Origin of the sequence: Shewanella waksmanii ATCC BAA-643, from assembly GCF_000518805.1 — a bacterium.
Lineage (GTDB): Bacteria > Pseudomonadota > Gammaproteobacteria > Enterobacterales > Shewanellaceae > Shewanella > Shewanella waksmanii.
Genome location: NZ_JAEH01000010.1, coordinates 52,787 through 75,449 on the forward strand (window position 1 = coordinate 52,787; position 22,663 = coordinate 75,449).

The window sequence follows — 22,663 nt, forward strand, 5'->3', positions numbered from 1 at the left end:
TCATTGAGGCACGCTAATGACGAAATTGATGGGACTTCTTGGTGTGGCAGGTCTGCTACCGTTCATCATTGCCAGTGGCTTGGCCATGGTGCAGCAACCATTGTTTGGTCACGCGGCATCTACACTCTTTGTCACCTATAGCGCCAGTATTTTAGCATTTCTAAGTGGCTCTTTATGGGGCCGAGAAACCCATGCGTTGCAAAATAATGTCAATGATTGGGTGATGGGACTGAGTAATGTCTTATGCTTGCTAGCATGGTTGTGTTTGTTGCTAACAGCAACGCTAGGTGCAGTTGCGCTGTTAATGCTGGGGTATATCACCACGTTAATCGTAGAGCGTCGTCAAGCCACCTTGGTGGGGATAGATCCAAGCTACCTGAAATTACGAACCTTACTGACCGCTGTGGCCGTTGGCTGCCACGTGGTAATGTTACTAGGGCTTTAATCATTCACCCTATAAGCTGGCATTAGTCGATACGAAATGGGAGTTGAAGATGAAACTGACAATATTTTTCGATGGTCAATGTCCGCTGTGCGCCGCCGAGATGAAGCAGCTAAAACAGTATGATGAATATGGCAGCATCGAACTGCAGGATCTCAATCAAACAGGTTTTGCGGAAAAATTCCCAGAAATAGATCCTAACCGTGCCAATCTGATCCTGCATGGCATGGACGACAAGGGTAATATCTTGTTGGGCTTAGATGTGACTTATCGCGCTTGGGTACTGGTGGGGAAAAAGTACCGCGTGGCATTCTTACGTTGGCCTGTGATAAAACCAATTGCCGATATCTTCTACCTTGGGTTTGCTAAACATCGTTATCGAATTAGCTACTTGTTAACAGGTAAAAAACGCTGCAGTGAGGGCAGTTGTTCATTATGACGGCTAATAGCCCCATTGCCGTTGTTATTGGCGCAAGTAGTGAAATTGCCCAAGCAACTATTGCTAAGCTGCGTTCACAGCAAAAAGTGATTGCGATCTCCCGCCACCGACAGCGGCACCCCCAGCCTAATGTGTGTGACTGGCAATGTGACTATAGTGAAGCGAGTATTGTCGCGATGACAGATCTACTGACCGAAGTCGGTGGAGATATTAATCGGGTGTATATCTTTAATGGTGTGCTGCACCACAGTGATCAATTTCCAGGAAAGCGTGTTGAAGACATTGATGCCACAGCGATGTTGGCGAGTTTTCAGTCTAACAGTGTAGTGCCCATATTGTGGTTGAAGCATTTGTTGCCGGTGCTGTCGGGAAAGCAAGTGTGCAGTTTGACCGTGATGAGTGCAAGGGTTGGCAGTATTAGTGATAATCATCTTGGAGGTTGGTACAGTTATCGAGCCTCAAAAGCGGCGCTAAATATGCTGATACAAACTGCGGGAATCGAGTACGCTCGCCGCGCTAAGAACGTGGCATTACTGTGTTTTCATCCGGGCACAACCGACACCGCTTTGTCGAAGCCGTTTCAGTCTAATGTGCCAGCAGGTAAACTGTTTAGTACGGATTTTGTTGCGCAGCAGTTATTGTATGTCAGTGAGCATGTGCATCCGATTTGTGGCGCACATTTTCTTGACTGGCAGGGCAACAAAGTTGACTGGTAGTCAGCTGTTGTAAAAACAAAAAAGCCGCCTAAATAGGCGGCTTTTTTATAATGCGTTAAGCATTATAGGTTCGCATCAGCGCGTAGGGCTTCAGCTTTGTCGGTACGCTCCCAAGGGAACTCTTCACGACCAAAGTGACCATATGCTGCGGTTGCTTTATAGATTGGGCGAGCCAAGTCTAGCATTTCAGTTAGACCGTAAGGGCGTAGGTCGAAGTGACGACGTACTAGGTCTATCAGTAGTTCCTCTGCAACCTTGGCAGTACCAAATGTTTCTACACTAATAGAGGTCGGCTCTGCCACACCAATAGCGTAAGAAACTTGGATTTCGCAGCGATCTGCAAGACCTGCAGCGACAATGTTTTTAGCAACGTAACGTGCGGCATAGGCTGCACTGCGGTCAACTTTAGAAGGATCTTTACCTGAGAAAGCACCACCGCCATGACGTGCCATGCCGCCATAGGTATCAACAATAATCTTACGACCCGTCAAACCACAGTCACCCACAGGTCCACCGATAACAAAACGGCCTGTTGGGTTGATGAAGTATTTGGTGTCTTTGCTTAACCACTTAGCAGGCAAAACCGGCTTAATGATGGTTTCCATCACGCCTTCAATCAAATCTGCTTGATTCACTTCTTCGCTGTGCTGTGTCGACAAAACCACGGCGTCGATACCAGCAACACTGCCGTCGCTGTTATACGCAAACGTGACTTGGCTTTTCGCATCAGGGCGTAACCAAGGTAGGGTTTTATCTTTACGTACTTCAGACTGACGTTTAACCAGCATGTGCGAGTAGGTAATAGGAGCTGGCATCAATACATCGGTTTCGTTATTGGCATAACCAAACATTAAGCCTTGGTCACCGGCGCCTTGCTCTTTTGGATCGGCACGATCAACACCTTGGTTGATATCTGGAGATTGCTTACCAATGGCATTTAGTACCGCACATGAATCGGCATCAAAGCCCATATCTGAATGGGTGTAACCAATATCACGAACAGTTTTACGAGTGATCTCTTCGATATCAACCCATGCAGAAGTCGTGACTTCACCGCCGACCATCACCATGCCAGTTTTGACATAAGTTTCACAAGCCACGCGGGCTTTAGGGTCTTGCTCTAAAATTGCATCAAGTACCGCATCAGAAATCTGATCGGCGATCTTATCGGGATGACCTTCTGAGACCGACTCAGAGGTAAACAAGTGTTTTGCCATAATTGGAAAATCTCGTCAGTAATCAAAAATGAGTGTGTAGAAGTATCTACATCTAGACGGCTATAATAATTGAAAAACTGTCTTTACGCACCCCCTGATGCCAAAAATTACTCCAACTTGTGACCTAATAGTCATTCTTGTAAATCATGTTATGCAGTTTAAGTACTAATTATCAGTTGGTTACTTATCATTTTGATAGCTGACGACTTAAGGCAACTTTAGGTAATTTACTTTTATGTGAATTAGCTCGCAGCAATAAGATTGTTCACATTGGCTGTTAATATCACCATTTGGTCAATAAACGTTTGCGTCTGCCGGGTATGTAAGCGAAAATATGGCTCCCAAAATTCGCCTATAGACCTTATAAAATAACCTAAGCAGGAGAGAGCATGTCTTCTCGTAAAGAACTCGCTAACGCTATCCGTGTGTTAAGTATGGACGCAATCCAGAAAGCTAATTCTGGTCACCCAGGTGCCCCAATGGGGATGGCTGATATCGCCGAAGTACTCTGGAATGATTTCCTAAAGCACAACCCAAGCAACCCAAATTGGGTAGATAGAGACCGCTTTATTCTATCTAACGGTCATGGCTCAATGCTGATCTACTCTCTACTTCATTTAACGGGTTATGAATTGCCTATGGCTGAACTAAAACAGTTCCGTCAACTGCACTCTAAAACACCGGGTCACCCAGAATATGGTTATACGCCAGGTGTAGAAACCACCACAGGTCCATTAGGTGCTGGTATCAGTAATGCAGTCGGTATGGCCATTGCTGAAAAGACACTGGCAGCGCAGTTTAACCGTCCTGGCCACGACATTGTTGACCACAACACATACTGTTTCTTAGGTGATGGTTGTTTGATGGAAGGTATTTCGCATGAAGCTTGTTCACTTGCGGGTACGCTTGGTCTAGGTAAGCTGATTGCATTTTGGGATGACAATGGCATTTCTATTGATGGCCATGTTGAAGGCTGGTTTACTGACGATACGCCTAAACGTTTTGAATCTTACGGTTGGCATGTGATTGCTAATGTTGATGGCCATGATAGCGACGCTATTCGCGCAGCAATCGAAGAAGCTAAATCTGTTACTGACAAGCCAACAATGATCTGCTGCAAAACCGTTATCGGTTTTGGTTCTCCAAACAAGTCTGGCAGCCATGACTGTCACGGCGCACCACTTGGTGCAGATGAGATTAAAGCAGCACGTGAATTCCTAGGTTGGAGTCACGGTGAATTTGAAATTCCAGCCAATGTTTATGAAGGTTGGGATGCTAAACAAGCTGGCGCGAGCAACGAAGCAGCTTGGAACGAGCAGTTCGCGGCGTATGAAGCGGCCTTCCCTGAGTTAGCGGCTGAATACAAACGTCGTGTGGTAACCGGTGAGCTCCCAGCTGATTTTGAAGCGAAAGCACAGGCTTTCATTCAAGAATGCCAAGACAAAGCTGAAGGTATCGCTAGCCGTAAAGCTTCACAAAATGCCATTGGTGCATTTGGTGCCATCCTACCTGAATTAATGGGTGGCTCAGCTGACCTTGCAGGTTCTAACCTAACCTTATGGTCTGGTTCTAAAGGCATTCAAGATGATCCAGCGGGTAACTATATTTACCATGGTGTTCGTGAATTTGGTATGAGCGGTATCATGAACGGTGTATCGTTGCATGGTGGTTTTATTAACTATGGTGCGACTTTCATGATGTTCATGGAATATGCACGTAATGCGGTTCGTATGTCTGCATTGATGGGTATTCAAAACATCTTCGTTTATACCCATGACTCAATTGGTCAAGGTGAAGATGGTCCAACTCACCAACCTGTTGAGCAACTTGCCAACTTACGTATGACGCCAAACATGACAGTATGGCGCCCTTGTGACGCTGCTGAAACCGCAGTGGCTTGGAAGTCTGCAATTGAGCGTCGTGATGCGCCAACATCGTTGGTATTTAGCCGTCAAGGTTTGCCTGCTCAAGCGCGTAGTGCAGAGCAGTTAGCCAATGTTGCTAAAGGTGGTTATGTACTGAGTGATTGTGCAGGTACGCCAGATGTAATTTTGATTGCTACCGGTAGTGAAGTGCAACTTGCACTTGATTCAGCGGCTACGCTTACTGAACAAGGCAAGCAGGTACGTGTTGTTTCTATGCCATCAACCAATGAGTTTGATAAGCAAGATGAGCAATATCGTCAATCAGTACTACCATCAAGTGTCACTAAGCGTGTTGCTATTGAAGCCGCTCACGTTGATTTCTGGCACAAGTATGTTGGTTTTGACGGCGCAGTCGTTGGTATGACAACCTTCGGTGAGTCTGCACCAGGTGGCGCATTGATGAAGCACTTTGGCTTCACCGTTGAAAACGTAGTAGCAAAAACTAACGCGATTTTATAAATCGGGTTAATATCGCATGGGCAACCTGAGTGTTGCCTATTGATAGAACGACTTATCAGCTATTTTGCTGATAAGTCGTTGTCATATTTTAAGTAAGCTCGATGGCTAACATAGAGGATATACGCCTTTAATGATCAGAGTTGCTATTAATGGATATGGCCGCATTGGCCGTTCAATTCTTCGAGCCCTGTATGAGTCGGGCAAACGCGATCAGATCCAGATCGTGGCCATTAATGAACTCGCTAAACCTGAAGCCATGTTACACCTGACTCAATACGATACTACCCATGGCCGTTTTCAATCTTCTGCCCAATTAGCCGGTAATAAGATGCTTGTTGGCGATGATAGCATTACCTTGTTGCATCAAGCCGACGCCAGTCAGTTACCTTGGGCTGACATGGATATTGATATTGTCTATGAAGCCACCGGCGCACTCAATGATCGCGCCGCATGTGAAGCACATATTCAAGCGGGCGCTAAGCAAGTACTTATTAGCCATCCATCATCAAGTGATGTCGATGCCACGATTGTTTACGGCGTGAATGATCATACTTTGCAGGCGCATCACAGTGTCATTTCCAACGCATCGTGTACGACTAACTGCATTGTGCCGGTGATTGAAGTACTCGATCGTGCATTTAGCGTAAAAAGTGGTGCAATAACCACGATTCATTCGGCAATGAATGACCAGCAGGTTATTGATGCCTATCATGATGATTTACGCCGTACCCGAGCGGCAGGGCAATCAATTATTCCCGTAGATACTAAGTTAGCGCGTGGCATTGAACGTATACTTCCAACAATGAAAGATAAGTTTGAGGCTATTTCAGTGCGCGTGCCCACGATTAATGTAACCGCAATCGATTTATCGGTGACATTAGCCAAGCGGGTCGATATCGACACCATTAATCAAGCGTTGTCCGGCGCAGCAGCGGGCCTGTATCAAGGTGTTGTTGGCTTTACTAATGCGCCATTGGTCTCTTGTGACTTTAACCATGATCCACGCTCTAGCATTGTCGATGGCACGCAAACCAGAGTCAGCGATGGTCACTTAGTTAAGTTACTTTTATGGTGCGACAACGAGTGGGGCTTCGCCAATCGTATGTTAGATACCAGTTTAGCGATGATAAAAGCCAAGCAACAACAGCTTTAGACACAAATTTTAGCCTGCAGTTGGTGTGTTGCCCTTACTGTAAGCCGTGGAGCCAGTTTTTAGTTTTAACATTAGCAAAGAGGAAATATCACAGATGGCAATTATCAATATGTCAGATATCGATCTTCAAGGTAAGCGAGTGCTTATTCGTGAAGACCTTAATGTGCCTGTCAGCGACGGTGTCGTGACGAGTGATGCACGATTACGCGCATCTCTGCCTACCATCAAGCTAGCGCTTGAAAAAGGGGCTGCGGTGATGGTGATGTCACATTTAGGGCGCCCGACTGAAGGAGAGTTTAACGCCGAGTTTTCAATGCAACCTGTTGTTGATTACTTGAACAAAGCCCTTGATTGCCCAGTAAGACTTGCTGCGGATTATCTTGATGGTGTGCAAGCCAACGTTGGTGAAGTGGTGGTGTTTGAGAACGTCCGCTTTAACGTCGGCGAAAAGAAAAATGATCCTGAGCTATCAAAGCAACTGGCAGCCCTTTGCGACGTTTATGTGATGGATGCATTTGGTACAGCACACCGTGCTCAAGCTTCAACCCATGGGGTTGGACAGTATGCACCAATTGCCTGCGCTGGCCCATTGCTAGCAGGTGAGTTGAGTGCTTTAGGTAAAGCGATGGACAATCCAGCTCGTCCATTAGTGGCGATTGTCGGTGGCTCAAAAGTATCGACTAAGCTTACGGTATTAGAAAGCCTATCAGGCATCGTCGATCAACTTGTCGTTGGTGGCGGTATTGCTAACACCTTTATTGCTGCAGCAGGCCACGAAGTAGGTAAGTCGCTTTATGAGGCTGACTTAATCGATGAAGCTAAGCGCTTAGTGGCTAATGCACAAAGCCGAGGTGGTGATATTCCTGTGCCAACTGATGTCGTGGTTGCCGGCGAGTTTAGCCCAACCGCTAGTGCCACGCTAAAAACGGTTGATGCTGTAGCGAGCGAAGATATGATATTTGATATTGGCACAGACAGTGCAGAAGCATTAGCGGATATTTTGCGTAACGCCGGTACCATTGTGTGGAATGGCCCTGTTGGCGTTTTCGAGTTTGATCAATTCGGTGAAGGTACCAAGCGCATCGCACAAGCCATTGCCGAGTCATCAGCATTCTCTATCGCTGGTGGTGGTGATACCTTGGCCGCGGTTGATAAGTATCAAATTGCTGACAAAGTGTCTTATATTTCAACCGGTGGTGGCGCTTTCTTAGAGTTTTTAGAAGGCAAAGAGTTACCAGCAGTTGCAATGCTTGAGAGCCGCGGTAGTTAAGCTGGCACCAAGCTCAAAGAATAATAATTAGTATTATAAAAAACCGCTGCAACTTAAGTGTTAACCACTTAAGTTGCAGTACAAAGATCAATCCAAGCGATAGTGACCTTGGTGTTCGCGTTCATATGGAATATGAATCGACCACCCTATTATTGGAGTAAAAAATGGCTTTAATTTCCCTACGTCAAATGTTAGATCATGCAGCAGAGCACGGTTATGGTGTTCCTGCTTTTAACGTCAACAACCTTGAGCAAATGCGTGCAATTATGCAGGCTGCTGAAGCAACCGATAGCCCAGTGATCGTACAGGCTTCTGCTGGTGCACGTAAGTATGCTCGTCCGCAGTTCTTGAAGTATTTGATGGCCGCTGCTCTTGAGCAGTACCCAGACATTCCAGTGTGTATTCATCAAGACCATGGTACCGATCCTGACATTTGTCAGCGCTCTATCCAGCTGGGTATGTCCTCAGTAATGATGGATGGCTCTTTGATGGCTGATGGTAAAACACCGGCATCTTATGAATACAATGTTGATGTTACCCGTCGTACCGTAGCATTTGCTCACGCTTGTGGCGTATCAGTAGAAGGTGAGATTGGCTGCCTAGGTAGCCTAGAAACCGGCATGGCTGGCGAAGAAGATGGTGTCGGTGCGGAAGGCGTGTTAAGCCACGATCAGCTGCTTACTACACCAGAAGAAGCGGCACGTTTTGTTGCTGATACTCACGTTGATGCTTTAGCCATCGCTATCGGTACAAGCCACGGTGCTTATAAGTTTAGCCGTAAGCCTACCGGTGATGTACTGCGTATTGACCGTATTAAGGAGATCCACGCACGTATCCCTAATACCCATCTTGTTATGCATGGTTCATCTTCTGTACCACAAGAGTGGCTAGAGATTATCAACCAATATGGTGGTGCCATCCCTGAAACTTATGGTGTGCCGCTAGAAGAGATTGTTGAAGGTATTAAGCACGGTGTACGTAAAGTGAACATCGATACCGATTTACGTTTAGCTTCAACTGGTGCTGTACGTAAATTCCTAGCAGAAAATCCAACAGAGTTCGATCCACGTAAATTCCTAAAAGCGTCAATGGAAGCGATGGCAGATATCTGTACTACCCGTTATGAAGCCTTCGGTTGTGCGGGTATGGGCTCGAAAATCAAGCCTAAGTCATTACAGGCTATGTATAAGGCTTACCAAGCCGGTGAGCTTGACCCACAAATCAACTAGTTATCGATTAACTGTTGGTAAATAAAGCCCTCGGTTGAGGGCTTTTTTGTGTCGAGCTGTACTGGGTTGCAGGCGTTGGCAGTGCAGTTGAATGTGTTAGCAGAACAACCGTAGTACCTGATTTAACGTGCTAACCCCGATCAATGAAAGTATGCAAACGGATATATTCGTCCAGATGTAGCGGATTCTTGCAATCTGTTGGCTGAGTGTTAATATTGCGCCAATTTTTTAGGGGAAGTGTTGATACTTAATGGGGTTAATAATGAAAAGATTGCTAATCGCGACGGCGATAACGTTAGCAGTGCCTTTTGGGGCGCAAGCTGGTGCGGATTTTGTTGAAGGTGACAAAATATTCGGTGGTGACGCTGAATTAGGTGCAACTTTAACTACCGGTAACACTGAAACGACCTCAGTAAAAGGGCGTTTAGATATGAAGCACGAATTAGGTAATTGGGAAAACCAATACCTTTTGGAAGCTTTATATAAAGAGGATTCAGGTGTTGAAACCGGTAAGCGTTATTTCGGTTTAATTCAGGCTGATTATAAGTTTGATGAGAAAAGTTATCTGTTCATCAATGCTAACCATGAAATTGACCCATTTACAGGTTTTGATTCTACCACGACCGCTTCTTCTGGTTATGGTTATAAGTTCATTGATACAGAAAGCACGCGTTTTAATGTCGAAATCGGTCCAGGTTATAAATACAAGCGTCTCGATGATGAAAATGCGGCTGATAAAGGCTATGACACCGAAGACAGTTGGGTTGCCCATGGCGTGTTAAATTTCGAAACTCAAATTACTGAAAGTTCGAAGTTTGGCCAGATGTTCGTTGCTGATGTTGGTGATACGTTTGAAGGTCGCTCTGAAACATTTATTACCGCTAATATTGTGGGCGCGTTAGCAATGAAGTTTGCTGTTATTGTGCGCTATAACGATACCCCACTTGATGGCAAAGAGAGTACCGATACCGAAACTAATATGACTTTGCTGTACTCATTCTAAGTCATACAGTTAATTTTTCTAAAAAGTGCCTTTAGGCACTTTTTTTATGCTTATAGATCGGTGTTTGCTTACTCAATTGACCACAATGGATACGCTTTGTTGCACTTGTTGTTCGATTTGGTTTTAACTTGTTTTTAGGTTAGCAGGTTGTTGCTTAAAGATTTTTTTGAGCGTAATGAACTGTGCAGCGCTTCACAAAACGTTATTTTGGGCCATCGATGTACATGTCGATCACAGACTCTATTGTCTAGGAAAGCTAGACTAGCTCTACGTTTATCTACTTTGAAGGTACCATACCATGCAGATAGGTTGTTGTTGGTTTGATACCTCTCAAACGACCCTGACCAATCACGAGAATGACACCAGCTGGAAAATGCCAGTGGTGGAGTTTAACGTTGTCACACTATTGACCCAGCACCGTGGCCAAGTGCTATCGATTCAGCAGCTAATGCAACAATTGCCAGAAAATGCCCAAACTAAAGAAGTACTCACGGCGGCAATTGAACGTATACGGTTTTTTCTTGGCAGTTCCTCTGAGTTGTTAGTGGCCGTTGATGATCAGGGCTTCATGCTACTTAAGCGTATCAATAAGGCAAAAGTTAACCTCAATGGCTTAGGCCCACACCGTACCATTAGCAATAAACAGTACGGTATTTTGATGGCGCAACTGATGCTATTGCTGATTTTTATCTACTCAATTTTTGAGCCGACACCGACTATTCAGCAAGTTGAAGGTTATCAAGTGGCGACTCCTAGTGGTCAGGTAGAATATTATCCAATCATGATTAATGCTGGTGAGCATGCCATCAACGCCAGTGTTAATAAGTTTGATTTGATGATGGCGCAATGCAAAAGGGTATTGTGGCAGGAGGTCTATGTCTCTCGCTCAACCAGTGACAAACTGATGAGTATTGTATTAACTCGCGATATTAATGGCCAAAGAGAGGTGAAAAATGTCAAAGCCTATTCTGATGAAAAGAGCTTTGCATTTATTGATACTCAGTGGTTAGTCCGTCAGGGTATTTGCAGCTAATATTATGCCTACCATTGCAGCTAAAAAGCGCCGCTATGCGCCGAGGTTTATTGTTCTTTTTTCAGTCGCTCTGATTGCATTTGGTCACTATGTTTATCTGTATGATAAAGACCAAATCTTTTTGCAGTGCCAGGCTGATGCCTATATCGCCGCCACAGAGACAGATTTGCAGATTGGTTTAGAGATTAAAAGCCTTGCGGATGAGTTCAGTATGGACTATCAATTTCTCACTGACGGGGAGGTGATAGGTGAAATCACCCTTGATGGGATGTTAACGCAGCTACAATATGGTGATATGACCTATAAAGCGACACTTAATGAGGGCCAGTTTAATATCGATTTGTCCTCTATGTATATACCACCATATATGAAAAATATTATCGATTTTAGTAGTGAACGTATGGTGGATGACAGTGAAATAGAGGTCGACATCAGGGTGCTAGTCACTGATCCTAAGCAGGGCTATAGCATCATTCAATTGTTGCCTGGTGAGTCAATCTGGGTATGTCATAATTAGTCTATGTTCACCGAGCAAGTCAAAAGTTAGCTCAATGGTGTTGCCGCTGCGAGCGCCCGAGATGACAAGTTCATTTTAAGGCTTAGTGAAATGCCTTTTTTGAGATAAAATAACTTTAAGTCGTTGGCTAATCGTTAGGAGGCCTGTGTCTAAAGTTACCGTCAAGCAAGAAGAGTCCTTATCTATCAAGTTTATCCATCAGATGAAGGTGGGTGACAATCGTCGTTTGGATTTATACCTATTTTTACCCAAAGAGATGGGAATTGGTCCGCATAGTATTGACGAAGAAGAGTATTATCACTCAGCGATAAGCGGCCGCCGCTCATACTATTCATCAGGTTTACATCTTCCCCTCGTACAAAGCCGTTTTATTAGCCAGAAAAAGCGTACCGTTGAAGAGTTTCGTCTTTATCTAAACTTGTTTGCATACCAGTTTGCGGTTGCTATCGAAACCGATAGCAAGGAGTTATCGCAGGTTGAAGATGTAAACGAGTTTTACCCTGCATTAGCTGAGCTGCGAGATATCATCGAGCAGTTAATGAAGAAGTTTCGCCGCAATGAACCGAGTGATGAAAAGTGGAAATCTTACTTTGAAAACGCAGATAATTACCTGTCTTGGCTGTGTGAGCAACGGCTACTGAAATTACTATCCCATGCGCCAAGAAGCAGTGACTACAGTGAAGTTACCGAAGCGGTTATTGCATTTTGTCGAAGTGAAAGTGAGCATAGACACAAGCTGAATTATAATTCGCAGCAAACCATCGACGAGCCCAATCGTATCTCTAACAAAATGTTGTTACTACGCCGGCTTATCCAGCAGGGTGTGGTATTAAAAGAAGACTTAAAAACGTTAGGCGTTGGGTTAAAGAAGCTCACCACAGGTTTTGCTACAGCGATGGTCATGCTGGTTGTTTCGGCATTGATCATCAAAGCGCAGGGTGTGTTTAGTGGACTGACGATAGCATTGGTACTCACACTGGCTGTGATATATGGTTTTCGTGAGATTTTTAAGGATGACATCCGCAATGCGCTGTGGCGCTGGATACAAAAGGGACGCCCGCGCTGGAGCCGGGTTTTGACCGATACCACCAGTCAAGCAACCGTTGCCAAGCAATTAATTTGGATTGAGTTTGTAAAGAGTAAAGAGTTACCAGCGGTAATACAGCGCATTCTAAAGCGTCGTCATCGGCAGAATAAGTTGGATGCTGAGGTGCTGCATTATGGTTTGCATACTCGGGTTGCCCACAAAGAGTTATTAGCGGGCTATTCAACCATTCAAGAGCAGGTCAACCTAAGCCTTGCACCGTTTGCCCGCTATTTGGAGCGGGGAAAAGCGAAGATTTATCGCGAGCATGAAGGCAGAATTGCCTCCGATTCGGTGGAGCGGCGTTATCAAATTAACCTGATTTTGTCCTTAAGAGAGGGCAAAGGTGAGCCGCAATATGCTCGCTACAAAATCACCATGAATCGTTCCACTATTGTCGATATTAGCCAAAGTGAACTGCCCAGTGGCGTTAACCCTATGGATGATATTTAGATTTATATAGCGCAATTAACGGCGCTAGATAAATTGTGCTGCTTGTTCATCAATGGCATTAAGCCAGTCATCGACCTGGGCAACGCTTAAATTAAGCGTGCTGGCATCATGGCGATGTACAATCAGCGCATTGTGCATAATTGGAATAATCCCTAGAATCTTAGTCCAGCCTTTTTCTAGGTGAGCGATAGAAGACAAGTGAACCTCAATGACTTGTTGTTGCCTGTCTTGGTGAAATACTTTTAGAATTAAACGTTGATCGGTGAGCTGTAAATCACCATTTTGAATGGGCACGCTGCCCGATACCGATTGCAGCCCTGCATTGGCCCGCTTTATCACTGCTTCATTTTGATTTAATTCTATCGACATACCTAAGCTCCATCTAGGTGAGATTGCACATCTCGATAGCATTAACGTTAGCACAGAATTTTTTAATTTGTATTTCTACTCTAATTTTTAGTATTAAAAGCAGAAAAGTAGCATCACTAACAGCGCATTTTAAGTACTTAGTGAGGCAAACAACACAAGAAGGTGATTGCGCCAGCTTTGTGCTGGCGCGGTCGCAATTAGCTTTGGCGAGTAAAGGCTTGGCAAATGTTCTGTTCGCCAATTTGTTTCGCGCGCTTAAGCGCGACTTCAGCATTACTTAAAAATAGCTCTAAGCTTTGCCCTTGTTGGTAAGCGGCAATCCCCATACAAATGCCACTGCCAAGACCAATGTCATTGAGATCATTAAGTGACTTTACTGCAAATTGATGGGCGTTATCGGCGCTGGTGTTAGGTAAGATAATAATCAGCTTACCGAGTTGCCAATGGGACATTTGATAAGGCATCGGCAGCCCTTTGAGGAGGTGCAGCTCAACTTCTTTTTGGCGACTTTCTAATTGACCAATATCACTCATGTGGCTAAGCATACCTTCAGCGGTAATATCCATTAGCACTAAACTTGAACTATCGCGGTTGAATGGCGACAAAGAGGTAAAGTAATTATCTAAGTCGCGTAAGTTGGTTAAAATTGTACTGCGATGAGGCTTAAGATTGCCTTGCTCAGCTTGCGGCTCCTTGTCTATCGCTCGCTCAAGTGTACAAACGATATACTCAATATCGCCCGCGTTATCTAAGTGCCCCTTGAGTGTGGCTTGTACGCAGTGATTGTCCAACTGGGGCGCTTCACATAGTAATTTACCCTGCCATTGACCTTGCAACATGATTTGCTGACAAATACTTGACCACTGTTCACCGAGGTCATTGTTGAGCAGTTTAATCAGATTAACTTGTTGTTCAGGTGTGATCGACATTAGTGATTGGAAGGCACCATTTGCCATCTCTAAGCTGCCATCGGCTTGGATAAGCGCTGTGGCAACGGCATTGTCGTTGAGTAATTCATTGAGATGAGCCTTGTGCTGGGTTTGCTTTAAAACCGTGATGTCTTCAAACGACACAAGTAAATAAGGGTTAAAATGGTTATCAGTTTCAGACTTTATCACCACGCGAAGCTTGGGCGCGTTGGCATCAGGATCGGCTAACTCAGAAGACCAATAACTGTGCTCCTTTAGATGAGACAATACTTGCTCAAATTGCTCATCCTCTAACTGCAAAATACGTTGCAGGCTGCGCTCTTTTAGCTCATCGATCGGACTTGAAAGTATATGGGCTGCTTGCTCATTGGCGCTAATGACCCGGTGGGTGTCATTGACAATCAAGCAGCCGCCATCTAGACCAAATAACCGGCTTGCTAATTGCGCACTGTATTGTCGTGAACGCTGCTCTAATCGGTAGAAATGGCTCAATAAAATCAACAATGAGGCTAATGTGGTGAGGGCGATACCTACCGTGATTAATATGTTACGCCACTCTGAAAAATTGGCGGCAATATCATCATTGCGCACATAAGACACGAGGAAATACTCTCTTCTTGCCTCATACTGGGTTGCCAGTTCAACTTTTAAATAGACAAAGGTGGCGTCATCACCATGGAACTGGCCAAAATTACTCATGGCCATTTTACGCCATAACGCTGGGTAAGTTTGTTTGAGACTGCCGCCCATGGTGTCAGGAATACGTTTGATTGTTGGTTTCTTTTCTGCGCCCGCATACAGCAAACCTTGGGTATCTAACATTAACAACGGCGATTCGGTACTGGAGTATGCAGGTTTAATGCTTTTTAACATCCGCGACATAGAGTTATACGTGACCAAATAACCACGGATACTTTGATCAGGATTTTCGAGCCAAGCGAGCTGATACATGTAAGGTTCAAGTTTGCCATTGATGGGGGTAAATTCCAGCGCAGAGGTATATATTTCATTGCCGCCCATATTGCGAGAACCACCGAGTAACGCTGGGGGCAGCGGCTCATGGCTAAAATTTTCGGTGGTTGAGAATTTAAATTTTCCTTGGGGGTCAAAGAGGGCGATATCCAATAGCTCTGGAATATTACTGGTTATCACATCCCAGTTTTGCTCAAGTTTCAGTTGTCTGACTTCGCTGGGGATATTGAGGTAGCGATTAAGCAGTTCAGACTTAGCGAACATTTGGGTGCGAAATTGTTGAAATGATACTTTATCGGCAATCAAACTGCCTACGGCTTGCAGTTCGCTATAACGCTGCGCAGCCCAGTCTTCTTGCAAGCGACGCTCACCCAGAGTGATAACCACATTACTTAATAAAATCATGGCAATGATTAGTATTGATATTTGGGTAACGACTGCCACAACGCGTTGAGTTGACCAATGAATGCCTTGGGCGGGGATCAGTTGTGGTATTTTTGGGGTTAACATGCAGCGTACATTCAATTGCCTATATGAATCATGGGCGTATGTTAGCACGAATTATACCCAACAACACCGTTAGTTACAGCTGACTAACCTATTGCTAACTTAGGGATTGTCTTGGTCAGTTGAGATAATTAGCTGCGCGAGTTTCGACCCGTTTGTACTCGCAGCTATTTATTAACCCACAATACCGAGGGTTCTGGGTTTAAAGTCTGCGCCTGCGGCTTCAACTTGGGTTTGGCAGGCGTTGATATCTACCCCTTCAAGACCGTCAATGGCTGAAACTTGCACCTGTTTAATATAGCGCGGCGCGAGGGCGATAAACTGATGCAGTGCTTGGTAAGCTCCTTTTAACTTAGGTTGGCAATGGTGGTTATACCAAGTTTCGGTATCGGCATTAAGTGAAATAGACAAGGCATCGACTACCTCGGCCAGCTCAGGCAAGATATTGCGCCGATGAAACAGATTACCGAGCCCGTCGGTATTGACCCTGACCTTACCGCCTCGGTGTTTTATCTCGGCAGCTACCTTGAGTAAGGTTGTTAAGTTAAGAGTGGGTTCACCATAGCCACAAAATACGTATTCGTCATAGTCTTTAACCTCACCAAGTAAGGCAATGACTTCCTCTGCTGTGGGCTGATGTTTTAGATCAAGCTGGTATTGATGTACTTGCTTACTGCCGTTGTGTTTTGGGCAAAACTGGCAGCGTAGCGTGCATCGTCCGGTGATATTGAGATAGCGTGATTGACGAATGTCGTAAACTAAGGTGGCAGTCATAGTCGCAGTCCAAAAGAAGCTTGCGCTTAGTTTACGTCAAAGTGGTCAATGAAAATGTTGCTTAGATCAAAAAGGGAGGCTAGGCCTCCCTTTTACAGATGCTACTTCGAGCTAACTGCGCTCTTAGGCTGCCACCACCAGTGGAAGAAGCGGCTTGCGGTACGCCTAAAGTCATCCAAGATGATATACAGCAGCGGGACTAAAATCAGTGTCACTACGGTTGAGAATACAATACCAAATGCCAGTGATGTTGCCATGGGAATCACAATTTGTGCTTGTAAGCTCTTTTCCATAATGATCGGCACTAGGCCTACAAAGGTGGTCATCGAAGTCAGAATGATTGCCCTAAAACGATGACAACCAGAATCGATTGCAGCTTGGGTGATTGAGTGTCCCTCAGCCCGTGCTTTGTTGACAAAGTCGACTAAAATCAATGAGTCATTGACGACAACTCCTGCTAGCGCGACGATACCACACAAGCTCAGCACGCTCATCGATAAGCCCAAGATGAAGTGGCCAAATAAGGCGCCAATCATACCAAACGGAATAACCGACATGATAATCAGTGGCTGACTGTAGCTCTTTAACGGAATCGCCATTAGTGCATAAATGGTGAACATGGCAAAGAAGAAGCCTTGAATAAGCCCCACCATTGCCGTTTGTTCATCAGCGCTGCCGCCATCTAAGCTGGTTGAAATCTGTGGATATTGCGCTTCTAAGTAAGGCAAGAAATCTTCTTGAATTTCAGCAACGACTTTAGAGGGCTCAACAATGTTGGTGTTCGCTGTCGCCGATATAGTGATAGCACGGCGACCGTCTACACGAGTAATGGAGGAGTATGAATCGCCCATCTCAATACTGGCCACACTAGAGAAGGGTACAGACACGCCTTGTGGCGTGCGGATCATCATATTTTCGAGATGACCAATGGTACGGCGCTGTTCTAGCGGGTAGCGTACCATCACTTTGACTTCTTCTTTATTGCGCAATATGCGTTGTGCTTCAAAGCCGTAAAAACCATAGCGAACTTGGCTAGCAAGATCGGATAAGGTTAAGCCTAATGCTTCGGCCTCAGGCTTAATATCCAATCTAATTTCATGACTTCCAGATGAGAAGTTATCGGAAATGTCATATACACCTTCATAGGTTTTTAGTTTTTGCTTTAGCTCTGTTGAGGCTTGGCTTAATTGCTCTAGGTTGCCTGAGGTCAATCTAAAGGAGATGTCACCGCCACCCTCATTGGTACTGGAGTTAATGTTGAGTTTTTTTACTGCAATCAATTCCGGCAGGGCTTCGCGCCATGCCGTAGCGATAGTATTACCATCAACTTCTCGATCTTCGCCCTTAGTTAGCTCGGCAAATATAAAGGCTGATGTACGCGAACCCATATTAATAAAGCTGTGCTGTACCACTGGTGCACCGTATTTCTGCTCCATATCATTGTTCATGGTATACAGCGCATCTTCAATTTCTTTAACGGTTTTGAGGGTATTGGCCTCAGAACTGCCCACATCCATTTCAAGATTGACTTGAATAAAGTCTGACGGAATATCCGGGAAAAATACCCAGCGAACTTTACCACTCATCACTAAAGCGATGGACAAAATTAGGACGCCAATAAAAGTGGCCACCACGTTGTAGCGCTGCTTTATGCAATACTGCAAAAACTGCCGATACTGATTGTGGATAAAGTGCTGCAGTTTAGCGTTGAGCGCAATTTTAAAACGTACAAATGCATTGGGATTGGGATTAGGTTGCTTAGGACGCATATGAGCCAAATGGGCAGGCAAAATAAGTTTGGACTCAACGAGTGAAAAGGCCAAACACAGAATGACCACCAAACCGATAGATTTCCAGATAATTGCCATCGGCCCTGAAACCATGAGCATGGGCATAAAGGCCGCAATGGTCGTCAGTACCCCAAAGGTGGCCGGCATGGCGACCTTTTTGGCGCCTTTAACGACATTTTCCAATGAGTGACCATGGCGTTCTATTTCACTATAAGCGCTTTCACCAATAACAATGGCGTCATCGACCACTATCCCCAGCACCAGAATAAAGGCAAATAGGGTTAACATGTTTATCGACAACGAAAACGGTTCCATAGGCATGAGCAACATGGCGCCTAAGAAACAAACCGGTAGGCCTACCATCACCCAGAACGCCAGCTTCAGTTCAAGGAACAATGCCAGAATAATAAAGACTAATAGGGCGCCGTAGAACATGTTAGACAGCATCATGTTCAGTCGACCTTTAAGGTAGTGAGTTAAATCCCCCCAAGTATCGAGCTTAGCACCCGTTGGTAAAAACTCTTGCTGATTAGCAATATAGTCTTTGACCTCTTCGGAGATGGCTAACGCGTTTTGATCGTCCACACTTAAAACTTCAATGATCGCTGCAGGGTGACCATTAAAGCGGGTGTATTCAAGCCGTTCCTCAAAATCATCCTTAATGGTGGCGACCTGCGGCAGCATAATACGACTACCGTCAGGACGAGTACTGACCACTATTTGCGAGAAGTCATCACCAGTGTAGGCTTGGCCTTTGGTACGCAGCAGTATGTCGCCATCTTGGGCGCGAATTGAACCACCGGGTAAGTCAATAGATGAGGCGCGCACTGCTTGGGCTACTTGCTCGAACGACAATCCATATTCACGTAATTTATCTTCCGATAGTTCAATGCCAATTTCATATTCGCGTACACCAGTTACTTGCGCGCGGGTCACAGACGGAAGCTGGGTAAGATCTTCGCGAATATCTTTTGCCAGTTCTTTCATCTCATACAGACTGATATCACCGTACACAGAGACCCAAACTACGTTGTTCTCGGGCTTGATGCGAAAGATATTGGGCTTTTCAATGTTATCTGGGAAGGTAGATATAGCATCAATGCGCAGCTTAACTTCATCGAGAATATCTTGAGGATCAAAGCCATCTTCCACTTCTATGGTGACATTGCCAAAGCCTTCACTCGCGACAGAGGTGACTTTCTTAATGCCACTAATGTCTTGAATGGATTCTTCAATTTTAATGGTAATGCCTTCCTCAATCTCTTGCGGTGCGGCGCCAGGGTAGGCGACCGAAATACGTAAGTAGTTGAGCTCGAAGGTGGGGAAAACCTCTTTGTTTATCATGAAGGTGCTAAATAAGCCGCCTACCAAAATCAGCCACATTAGTAGATTAGAAGCGACGTTATTGCGGGCGAACCAGGCAATGATTCCTGTTTGTTTCTCCATTACTGCTCACCTGCTGCGACTAAGGTGCCAGTTGATGTGTCGTCTTGACTTTGACTTGAAGTCTCACCAATCACTTTGACTAACTGACCATTGGTAATGGTATTGATGTTGGTAACTGAAATTCGCTCACCATCTTTAAGGCTGTCTTTAATATAGACAAACTCGATGTCAGTGCGAACCACATTGACTGGACGTATTTCCACTGTGCTGTCAGCACCAACGACAGCGACATTGCCATTGCGGACGATGTGGCGAGGTAACTTGACGATTCCATCAACCGTACGACCTTTAATCACTGCGGTGACAAAGCTGCCATATTTGAGTGGCAATTGGCCATCGACTTTGTTGTTTCTTAAATAGGGGTCTTTAATTTCTGCGACCAGATACACCATACGGTTTTCGGCATCAATGACGCCTTCGCTGCGAATGATATTCCCTTGCCAAGTGACCACTTTACCGGCGAGCTCTGCACTGAGGGTCACTTGAGTATCGGGATTATCAACCGACTCTAAGTAAGCGAGATCATTGTTTGCTAGTGGTAAGCGTATTTCTGCGATATGGGTATCATACAGTTCACCGAGGTTGGTACCTAAGGTGACATATTGGCCTAAATCGACATTGCGAGACTTAATAATGCCATCAAATGGTGCGCGGATAGTGGTGCGCTCTAAATTACGTTGTGCACGAGCCAGCGCAGCTTGGGCAAATTTAACATTGGCTTGTTCTTTTTTAAGTTGCGGTACCCGCAAACCGAGTTCTGGTGGCACGCCACCGTCATATCCCTGCCAGTCGATTTTAGCGACTTCGCCTTTGGCCATCTCTTCTTCAAGTGACGCTTGTGCTTGGGCTAAGCTGGCCTCAGCTTGCATAAAATCGGCCTCGTAGTCTGACGGCTCAATGACTGCCAAAACATCACCTTGCTTTACCACGCCGCCAGCGACAAACTTATTGGAAATTTCTAACATACGGCCTTGGACTTCGGTGACCAATTGAGTTTTATATTTTGGAGTCACGACACCGTATGAGGGTAAGTTTAATGAGAGTGTTTGGGCACTGACTTGAGTCACATCAACAATCGGTACTGGGGTTTGCTGCTCTTTTTGTTCAGGTGCTTGTTGAGTACTAAGCAAAGCGCTAGCTAAACCGATAAATACCACAAGAATGAGAAGAGGTGAGATTCTACGTAGGATTTTTTTTAACATTATATTCACGCAAGTCCATGCTTAATTTTTCTACCCTATAAATTACCAGAGTGTTGCAGGCTGTGAAAACTATTTTTGTAAATAAAATGTTTCTGAATTACTTATTTAATTGAGATGGCGAATAATTAATATTCTTAAGTAATGCTCACTAGTATAAAGACTTTGTGACTTTGCGTGAGGAGAGTTGTTCATAGAACAGGCTGCATAGGAGCTGATTCAACTGAGCCAGCTGCGCATATTGGGGCTAAAACGCGCTTTTGGGGGTGACTTATGACAACTGGCTTCCTCTTGAAAAGCTTAAAAAAGAGTAATGCTTGTGCTCATTGTTAGGGTAGAGTCAGCGTGCTAGAAATCACGTTGAGTTGATCCATTTTTAATTCTAATGGATATATGTCGACGGCTTAAAATAACAAAGCCACCGAGTGATGGGTGGCTTTGTTTGAATTTTAATCAGCAATGACAGAACTATTTTTTCTTTTTCTTCGCTTTAAACTTCTTGTTAACCTTTTTACTGTCTGATGCTTTCACTTTCTTTTTTGAAGGCGGACGGGCTTCTTTGTGTTTTGGACGTAGCTCTTCAATAATACGACGTTTAAGCGGCTGTTCGATATAACGCTCAATTTTTGCAACGATGCGCATATCATGCGCTTCAGCTAGAGAGATGGCGGTGCCTTTGTTACCAGCACGACCTGTACGGCCAATACGATGGACATAAGCATCGGCAGAGCGAGGCATATCGTAATTGATCACATGGGTAATATCGTCAACATCGATACCACGGGCCGCGACATCTGTGGCTAACAACACGCTCACTTCGCCTTTGGTGAATCGACCTAACGCCTGAAAACGCGCTTTTTGTTCCATATCTCCACGCATGAATGCACAGCTGATACCGGCCTTATTGAGCTGTCCCTCCAAGCTGGCAACCACTTCGCGGGTTTTGACAAACACGACTGCACGTTTGACTTCTTCACGGCGCAAAATATGACAAAGCAAGGCATACTTGTGGTTTTTGTCATCGGCTAAATGGATCCACTGATGGATTTTAGCTTTTTCGCTGCGAGGAGGCTGAGTTTCAATAGTCACAGGATCGGTTAACAACTCTTTGGCAAATCGCGTGACTCCACCGCCTTCAAGGGTGGCAGAAAATAACATGTTTTGCTTGCGGCCCTGAGCTTGAATCGCAATCGCTTGTACCACAGATGAGAAGCCCATATCTAGCATGCGATCAGCTTCATCAATAATGAGCATTTCAACCGATTGTGCATCAAACAGGTCTTTGTCTAGGTATTCCATCAAACGTCCAGGTGTTGCCACCAAGATATCGATGTTTTCTTTCAAGGCTTTCTCTTGCGGTGCGTATGGGACGCCGCCAGTAACAATGCCTATATCTAAATTGAGTCCCGTTGCCAGATGGGAAGCATAACGGTGTACCTGGCTGGCAAGTTCGCGAGTGGGGGTTAATATCAACACTCTTGCATGGCCAGAAAATCGACGTGGGAAGTCAATGATGTGTTGCAGCGCTGGTAGCAAGAAGCTGGCTGTCTTGCCTGTTCCTGTCGGCGCTCTAGCGAGAATATCTTGTTGCTCCATCGCCAATGGAATTGTTTGTTGCTGAATCGAGGTTGGGGTTTTGTGCCCCATCGCTTTTAACGATTCAAGTAGCGTTGGATCAAGTTGAAAATCTTCAAATAGCATGCGCTGCATCTCAGTAAAAAATAGCGCGACATTATA

At 45.1% G+C, this 22,663-nt stretch carries 18 protein-coding genes; 11 read left to right on the forward strand and 7 right to left on the reverse strand.

Translation table 11 applies throughout. The features are described from left to right. The first annotated feature begins 16 nt into the window (after positions 1-16). Genes L865_RS23260 through L865_RS0106605 form a run of 3 tightly spaced genes read left to right on the forward strand, consistent with a single transcriptional unit; the run spans position 17 to position 1,597 of the window. Positions 17-445: a DUF3429 domain-containing protein gene (locus L865_RS23260; RefSeq protein ID WP_051484485.1), complete on the forward strand. Its 429-nt coding sequence runs from the start codon at positions 17-19 to the stop codon at positions 443-445. Positions 446-494: 49 nt separating this feature from the next. Beyond that, positions 495-881 carry a thiol-disulfide oxidoreductase DCC family protein gene (locus L865_RS0106600; RefSeq protein ID WP_028772507.1) on the forward strand — a complete coding sequence of 129 codons (387 nt, stop codon included), beginning with the start codon at positions 495-497 and terminating at the stop codon, positions 879-881. Continuing rightward, positions 878-1,597, forward strand: coding sequence for an SDR family NAD(P)-dependent oxidoreductase (locus tag L865_RS0106605; protein WP_037470676.1), 720 nt, complete (start codon positions 878-880; stop codon positions 1,595-1,597). The genes L865_RS0106600 and L865_RS0106605 overlap by 4 nt, the downstream gene beginning before the upstream one ends. Before the next feature lie 62 nt (positions 1,598-1,659). Here the strand turns inward: L865_RS0106605 and metK are convergent, their stop codons facing one another. Then, the gene (gene metK, locus L865_RS0106610) at positions 1,660-2,814 is read right to left on the reverse strand and encodes a methionine adenosyltransferase (protein ID WP_028772509.1); all 1,155 of its coding nucleotides are present in this window, start codon (positions 2,812-2,814) and stop codon (positions 1,660-1,662) included. 389 nt (positions 2,815-3,203) lie between these two features. Here metK and tkt point away from each other — a divergent pair, with 389 nt between their 5' ends. From tkt to L865_RS0106650, 8 genes are all read left to right on the forward strand, one after another. After that, entirely contained in the window at positions 3,204-5,198 is a 1,995-nt protein-coding gene (gene tkt / locus L865_RS0106615; RefSeq protein ID WP_028772510.1) for a transketolase, read from the forward strand. Positions 5,199-5,328: 130 nt separating this feature from the next. Further along, the gene (gene epd / locus L865_RS0106620) at positions 5,329-6,351 is read left to right on the forward strand and encodes an erythrose-4-phosphate dehydrogenase (protein ID WP_028772511.1); all 1,023 of its coding nucleotides are present in this window, start codon (positions 5,329-5,331) and stop codon (positions 6,349-6,351) included. Positions 6,352-6,445: 94 nt separating this feature from the next. Then, on the forward strand, positions 6,446-7,621 hold the full coding sequence (locus L865_RS0106625) for a phosphoglycerate kinase (protein WP_028772512.1): 1,176 nt from the start codon (positions 6,446-6,448) through the stop codon (positions 7,619-7,621). Positions 7,622-7,785: 164 nt separating this feature from the next. Next, entirely contained in the window at positions 7,786-8,850 is a 1,065-nt protein-coding gene (gene fba, locus L865_RS0106630) for a class II fructose-bisphosphate aldolase (protein ID WP_028772513.1), read from the forward strand. Positions 8,851-9,112: 262 nt separating this feature from the next. Next, the gene (locus L865_RS0106635; protein ID WP_028772514.1) at positions 9,113-9,853 is read left to right on the forward strand and encodes a DUF481 domain-containing protein; all 741 of its coding nucleotides are present in this window, start codon (positions 9,113-9,115) and stop codon (positions 9,851-9,853) included. Between the two features lie 298 nt (positions 9,854-10,151). Beyond that, positions 10,152-10,886, forward strand: a complete 735-nt coding sequence (locus tag L865_RS0106640) for a winged helix-turn-helix domain-containing protein (protein ID WP_028772515.1) — start codon at positions 10,152-10,154, stop codon at positions 10,884-10,886. A 4-nt stretch (positions 10,887-10,890) separates the two neighbouring features. After that, positions 10,891-11,403 (forward strand): hypothetical protein, encoded by a 513-nt coding sequence (locus L865_RS0106645; RefSeq protein ID WP_028772516.1) that lies wholly within the window; start codon positions 10,891-10,893, stop codon positions 11,401-11,403. A 145-nt stretch (positions 11,404-11,548) separates the two neighbouring features. Then, positions 11,549-12,940 (forward strand): hypothetical protein, encoded by a 1,392-nt coding sequence (locus L865_RS0106650; RefSeq protein WP_028772517.1) that lies wholly within the window; start codon positions 11,549-11,551, stop codon positions 12,938-12,940. Positions 12,941-12,964: 24 nt separating this feature from the next. Here the strand turns inward: L865_RS0106650 and L865_RS0106655 are convergent, their stop codons facing one another. The 6 genes from L865_RS0106655 to srmB all read right to left on the reverse strand — a co-directional run bounded on the left by L865_RS0106655 (position 12,965) and on the right by srmB (position 22,627). Continuing rightward, positions 12,965-13,309, reverse strand: a complete 345-nt coding sequence (locus L865_RS0106655) for a hypothetical protein (RefSeq protein WP_028772518.1) — start codon at positions 13,307-13,309, stop codon at positions 12,965-12,967. A gap of 197 nt (positions 13,310-13,506) precedes the next feature. Continuing rightward, a complete protein-coding gene (locus L865_RS0106660; RefSeq protein ID WP_051484486.1) occupies positions 13,507-15,720 on the reverse strand; it encodes a diguanylate cyclase in 2,214 nt (737 codons plus the stop codon). 171 nt (positions 15,721-15,891) lie between these two features. Continuing rightward, positions 15,892-16,491 (reverse strand): TatD family nuclease-associated radical SAM protein, encoded by a 600-nt coding sequence (locus tag L865_RS0106665; RefSeq protein WP_028772520.1) that lies wholly within the window; start codon positions 16,489-16,491, stop codon positions 15,892-15,894. A 101-nt stretch (positions 16,492-16,592) separates the two neighbouring features. Continuing rightward, a complete protein-coding gene (locus tag L865_RS0106670) occupies positions 16,593-19,727 on the reverse strand; it encodes an efflux RND transporter permease subunit (RefSeq protein ID WP_028772521.1) in 3,135 nt (1,044 codons plus the stop codon). Next, the gene (locus L865_RS0106675; RefSeq protein ID WP_028772522.1) at positions 19,727-20,929 is read right to left on the reverse strand and encodes an efflux RND transporter periplasmic adaptor subunit; all 1,203 of its coding nucleotides are present in this window, start codon (positions 20,927-20,929) and stop codon (positions 19,727-19,729) included. Before L865_RS0106675 ends, L865_RS0106670 begins: the two co-directional genes overlap by 1 nt. Before the next feature lie 465 nt (positions 20,930-21,394). Beyond that, positions 21,395-22,627 carry an ATP-dependent RNA helicase SrmB gene (srmB, locus tag L865_RS0106680; protein WP_028772523.1) on the reverse strand — a complete coding sequence of 411 codons (1,233 nt, stop codon included), beginning with the start codon at positions 22,625-22,627 and terminating at the stop codon, positions 21,395-21,397. Positions 22,628-22,663 lie beyond the last annotated feature (36 nt).